At 70.9% G+C, this 4,940-nt stretch carries 5 protein-coding genes and 2 tRNA genes; 2 read left to right on the plus strand and 5 right to left on the minus strand.

Features of this window, described 5'->3' with window-relative positions:
- Positions 1 to 94: 94 nt before the first annotated feature.
- Positions 95 to 607: a hypothetical protein gene (locus tag ACYC1Z_RS14180; RefSeq protein ID WP_461410169.1), complete on the minus strand. Its 513-nt coding sequence runs from the start codon at positions 605 to 607 to the stop codon at positions 95 to 97.
- Between the two features lie 462 nt (positions 608 to 1,069).
- Positions 1,070 to 1,237, minus strand: coding sequence for a hypothetical protein (locus tag ACYC1Z_RS14185; protein ID WP_461410170.1), 168 nt, complete (start codon positions 1,235 to 1,237; stop codon positions 1,070 to 1,072).
- Positions 1,238 to 1,325: 88 nt separating this feature from the next.
- Here ACYC1Z_RS14185 and tnpC point away from each other — a divergent pair, with 88 nt between their 5' ends.
- Positions 1,326 to 2,756 (plus strand): IS66 family transposase, encoded by a 1,431-nt coding sequence (tnpC, locus tag ACYC1Z_RS14190; RefSeq protein WP_461410171.1) that lies wholly within the window; start codon positions 1,326 to 1,328, stop codon positions 2,754 to 2,756.
- A 50-nt stretch (positions 2,757 to 2,806) separates the two neighbouring features.
- Here the strand turns inward: tnpC and ACYC1Z_RS14195 are convergent.
- The 3 genes from ACYC1Z_RS14195 to ACYC1Z_RS14205 all read right to left on the minus strand — a co-directional run bounded on the left by ACYC1Z_RS14195 (position 2,807) and on the right by ACYC1Z_RS14205 (position 4,315).
- A tRNA-Arg gene (locus ACYC1Z_RS14195) sits at positions 2,807 to 2,880 on the minus strand.
- A gap of 44 nt (positions 2,881 to 2,924) precedes the next feature.
- The gene (locus ACYC1Z_RS14200) at positions 2,925 to 4,085 is read right to left on the minus strand and encodes a hypothetical protein (protein WP_461410172.1); all 1,161 of its coding nucleotides are present in this window, start codon (positions 4,083 to 4,085) and stop codon (positions 2,925 to 2,927) included.
- A gap of 140 nt (positions 4,086 to 4,225) precedes the next feature.
- Positions 4,226 to 4,315 (minus strand) — tRNA-Ser (locus ACYC1Z_RS14205).
- Positions 4,316 to 4,355: 40 nt separating this feature from the next.
- Between ACYC1Z_RS14205 and ACYC1Z_RS14210 the strand changes: the two genes are divergently transcribed.
- Positions 4,356 to 4,940 (plus strand): GAF domain-containing protein (locus ACYC1Z_RS14210; protein WP_461410173.1); only part of this gene is annotated, 585 nt, incomplete at its 3' end.

The following is a 4,940-nucleotide window of genomic DNA, read 5'->3' on the forward strand; positions in this document are numbered from 1 at the left end:
AGGAGGCGCGGCGCAAGCGCGACCTCTCCAACCCGTGGGCGTGGGTGCGACTCGCGTTCGAACGGGTCGTGGCCTTCCCGCGCTACGTCCTGCGTCACGCGGGCTTCTCGCCCCACGTCGCTGACTCGACGGCCGCGCGCCTCGTGTCCGTCGTGTGGTCGTTTCTCCTCGGCGGAGTCACCATCGAGGGCTTCGTGGTGACCCTGGTTCGCGGCGGATAGCCCTCAGGCGGGCCGTTCGTGATCGAGGCGATGTACACCAACTCGTCGCCTTCGCGTCCGTGGTCCACGATCTCGACCTCCCAGCCCCCTGAGGGTCGGTGCTCCAGGTAGCGCCGCAGCGCCTCGTGGTGGTCCTCCGCGTAGTCGGCGCTCGTTGCGGTGAACGTGCCGAGATCGCCGATGCGAACCGCCGCCGCGTCGCCGTTCCAACTCACGGCATCGACCGTGGTCGGCGCTCCGTCCAACGTCGCCCTGATCTTCGTCTCGGCGGGGTTGTGGACGACCTCCCCCGTCTCGTCGGTGAACGTGAGGTACGACGTTTGCTCGTAGTACAGGACCAGCGTTCGGCCCGCCTGCGTCGTCCCGGTGAAGAACTCCTCGGGCACCTACTCCACACCGAAGCCGTCGAACGGGTAGTCGTCGTCCGGACCGAACCCGTCCCCCTGCGCGCGCAAGACGCGCATCTTGGCGTCCATCTCGGCGCGCAAGACGCGCATCTCGACGTCCATCTCACGCGCAGAGCGTCTATCTCGGCCTCGCGCCTCGCGTCGCGTTGCGTGCGCGAGCGGAACTCCGCCGCTGCCACGCCGAAGGTGCCGAGGCCCGCCCCAGCGGCGAACGACGCGACAACGTCTCCCACCATGGACTCCTGCAAGTCATCGCCTTCGCACCCCACCGACATGCCACGGGCCGCGGACATGTTTCCTGGGGGAACGGGAAACGACGAACGGCGCACCGTTGGCGCGCCGTTCGCTGAGATGAGGAGTGGCACCCGCCAACCCCTGCCAGGACAGTACGACCGAGCCCGGATGTCTACGAGGCTCGTCGCTCCGCCAGGCAAAGTGGAGCTAGATCACGCGGCGCAGTCTCTTGACCAGGTCGTCGTCTCCTCCAAGATCTACGTACTCCTGCAACACGATGCCGACTGTCTTGCCCAGCTTCGGCGCCGCACGGGCCTGTCTTTCCTCGCCTCGATCAAGCCCCTCGCCCTTGCCGCCTCCGGCCACGCTGATCACGCCTTCCTCAAGCTCGGCGTAACCCCTCGCGATCTGTGACTGTTCAGGTCGTGGCAGGGGGTGATGGCCTGGCCGCGAACTTTGTTATGTGTCGTCGGCTGAGGGGTTGTCGCGAGAGGAGCTTGGGGCGCTGGTCGCCGAGCAGGCGGCACTGATCGCCGATTTGCGTGCCGAGGTCGCGGAGTTGCGGGCGCGGTTGGCGGCGAACTCGCGTAACTCGTCGCGGCCGCCGTCGTCTGATGGGCTGGCCAAGCCGCCGGCGCCAAAGAGCCTGCGGCGCCGATCGGGTCGCAAGCAGGGCGGCCAGCCCGGTCATGAGGGCCGTCATCTGCAGCGCGTCGAGCGTCCGGACTCGGTGATCGTGCATGTCCCCGCGAGCTGCGACGGCTGCGGCGGCGATCTTCACGACGGCGAGCCGGTCGGCGAGGAAGCGCGCCAGGTGTTCGACTTGCCGCCGGTGCGCCTGGAGGTGATCGAGCATCGCGCGCAGCGGCGCCGCTGCGCGTGCGGGCATGAGACGCTCGCGCCGTTCCCGGCCGGGGTCGGTGCGCCGGCGCAGTACGGGCCGCGGGTCCGGGCGCTGGGGATCTATCTGATCGCCGCCCAGCATCTGCCCTATCAGCGTGCTGCGATGCTGCTCGCCGACTGGCTTGGGGCGCCGCTGTCACCGGCGACGCTGGTCGGGTTCGTCAAGGACGGCGCCGACGATTTGGGCGAATTCCTCGACCAGGTGCACGAGCAGATCATCGCCTCACCGGTCGTGCATTTCGACGAGACCGGTGCCAGGGCCGGCGGCCGCCTGCGCTGGCTGCACGCCGCCAGCACGCAGACACTGACGTTCTACGCGCTGCACGACCGCCGCGGCACCGAGGGCATCGACCACACCGGCGTGATGCCGCGCTTCCAAGGGATCGCGGTGCACGACGGCTGGCCGCAATACCGCGCCTACCCCGCGGCGACCCACGCCTTGTGCAACGCCCATCACCTACGCGAGCTGCTGGCGATCATCGAACAGCACCCCGACACGCAGAGCTGGGCCCGGCAGATCGATGCGCTGCTACGCGCCCTGCACGAGGAGGTCAAGGCCGCCAAGGCCACCGGCGAAGACTGGCTGGACCCATCGGTGCTCGCCGGCTACCGGGCCGCCTACGAACAGATCATCGCGCTCGGCAACCAGCACGACCCACCGGCCACGATCCCGACCGGCAAGCGCGGCGTGATCAAACAGACACCCGCCCGCAACCTGCTCACCCGCCTGGACCGCGACCGCGAGCAGATCCTGCGCTTCGCCCACGACTTCCAGATCCCGTTCGACAACAACCTCGTCGAGCGCGACATCCGGATGATCAAGATCCAGCAGAAGATCTCCGGCAGCTGGCGCACAACCACCGGCGCCGACCACTTCCTCGCGCTACGCGCCTACATCAGCACCACCCGCAAACAGGGCCGCGACATGCTCGACGCGCTCGCCCGACTCGCCGCCCACACCCCATGGCTGCCAGCCGCCGCCAGCCCCTGACGCGGCCAACGGCGACCTGAACAGTCACGCCGGAGCGGGCCTTTCCGTAGCGCGCCCGAGAGGACTCGAACCTCTGACCTTCGGTTCCGTAGACCGACGCTCTATCCAACTGAGCTACGGGCGCGAGCGGAGGCAGTGTAGCTCTGCCCGGCGCTCGCGCCGGAGCGCTCAGGGGAGGGGGACGGGGGTGGGGACCGGGTAGGGCACGAGCTGGCCGTCGGCCAGCGTCCCGCGGACGAGGGTGACGCGGGTGCCGGCCATCAGGCCGAGCCCGGTGCGCAGCGTCGGGTCGACGTAGATGTGGGTGTTGATGCCCGCCGCCTCGCGCTGGGCGCCGAGCGTGTCGCCGGTGAGGGTGTTCGAGCCCGAGCCCGAGTCGCCCGGGGTGATCGCGCCGAAGAAGGCGAAGTAGTTCGGGCGCCAGGTGATCGCCGTGCCCGAGCGCGGCGTGCCGCCGGTGCCGACGCCGAGGCCGTGGCCGTAGTGGACGATCTGCTGGGCCAGCAGCGGGTCGGGCGTGACCGTGACGCTGGGCGGGAAGGCGCGGCCGAACGGGTTGCCGACCGACAGCAGATCGCCGGTCTTTGTGTACATCCCCACCGGGCCGCCCCAGAAGGCCATCGTCGGCGTGACGAGGCTCTGGTACTGCGAGAAGACCGAGATCAGCGCCCAGTCCTTCCCGATCCCGCCGTCGCCGGTGCTGCTCGTGTACTTGCCGAAGTCCATCAGCACGGGCACGGCCTGGCCGCCGAACCGGTGGTCGCCGACGACGCCGATGACCGTGCCGATGTCGCCGTTCTTGCCGCAGTGCCCGGCGGTGCTGATCTGGTAGGCGCCGGCGATGCCGTAGACGTGCGCCATGCTGCACCAGCCGATCGACTTGTCCGTCACGGTCAGCAGCCAGGCTCCCGGACGGATCCCGAAGAAGCCGGTGCCGGCAAAGGTGACCAGGCCCGGGGGCCCGGCGGCCGAGCCGCCACCGCCGCCGCCCTTGCCGCCCCCGCCGCGTCGGGCGCCGCGACCGTCGAGGCGGACCATCCGCCCGTCGGGGTACACGGCGGTCGGGACACGGAATCGGCGTCCGAGCAGGAAGCGCTTCGGCGGCAACCCCATCAGCCTCAGATCGGCGTCGCCGAGGGTCATCCTCATCGGCGCCCAGGTGTGGCTCTCATGGGTGGCCAGCAGGCGCGTGACCCAGCGGTCGCGCAGCCGCTCGAGCGTCGGCGCCGAGAGCCGAAGCTCCGAGATCCGCACCACCCGCGCCTGCGCCTGGACCGGCGCCGCAGCCGCAGCCGCGAGCAGGCAGCCGGCGAGCGCCAGGACAACCATCCGTCGAGCCACCATCGAGTCGATACCTCCGCGTCCCGCTGCCGTGTGCCCCTGCGACGCCTCGCACCGACTTCCCGTGACGGCGATCGGCGAAACCCCACGGGATCCTACCGGTGGCGGAGGCCGCGGGGGGCGGTCAGCGGAGAGGGCGGGATTCGAACCCGCGAAGGAGCTTTCCGCCCCTTACTCGCTTAGCAGGCGAGTGCCTTCAGCCACTCGGCCACCTCTCCCGGAATCCCGGCAGTGTAGACGCCTATCCTGCCCCGCCAGGTGGATCGGCGGCCGACAGCCAGCGCGAGCGAAGCGATGCTGGCCGTCTCACGAATCCTGGGCGTCGGGGCCGGCGGCGCAGACCCCACCAGCGTCGCCGTCGCGCTCGTCCGCGAGGCCCGCCAGCTCTTCGCGGTGCGGGGCGCGATGCTGCTGCTCGTCGACCCCCACGAGCGGGCGGTGCTCTCCGTCGCCGCCGAGCCGCCCGGCTCGCCGGCGGTGCGGCGCCTCGACGACCTGCCCGCGCTGCGCGACCTGCTCGACCTGCGCCTCGCCGTGGCGCACGCGGCCGGCGACGAGGCGAGCCGCCTCGGCGTTGCGCTGGGCTGGCCCCAGAGCCCGGACACCGCGCTGCTCGTCCCGCTGCGCGTGCGCGACAGCCTGAGCCACGTGCTCGTGCTCGCCGACGAGCGCCCGTCGGCCTTCACCCCCGAGGAGCAGGAGCTGGCGCGCTCGTTCGCGGGGGCGGCGGCGGGCGCACTGGCCCAGCTGCGCCTGGCCGAGGAGCACGCCCAGCGGATCGCCCAGCTCTCGGCGCTGACCCGAGCGGCCAGATCCCTCAACGAGAGCCTCGACCTCGCCCGC

This window comes from Georgenia sp., assembly GCF_054605595.1.

Bases quoted from the DNA above. Each gene is read 5' to 3' on its own strand.
- ACYC1Z_RS14200 (WP_461410172.1), bottom strand. From the start codon at position 4,085: ATGGTTGTCCTGGCGCTCGCCGGCTGCCTGCTCGCGGCTGCGGCTGCG.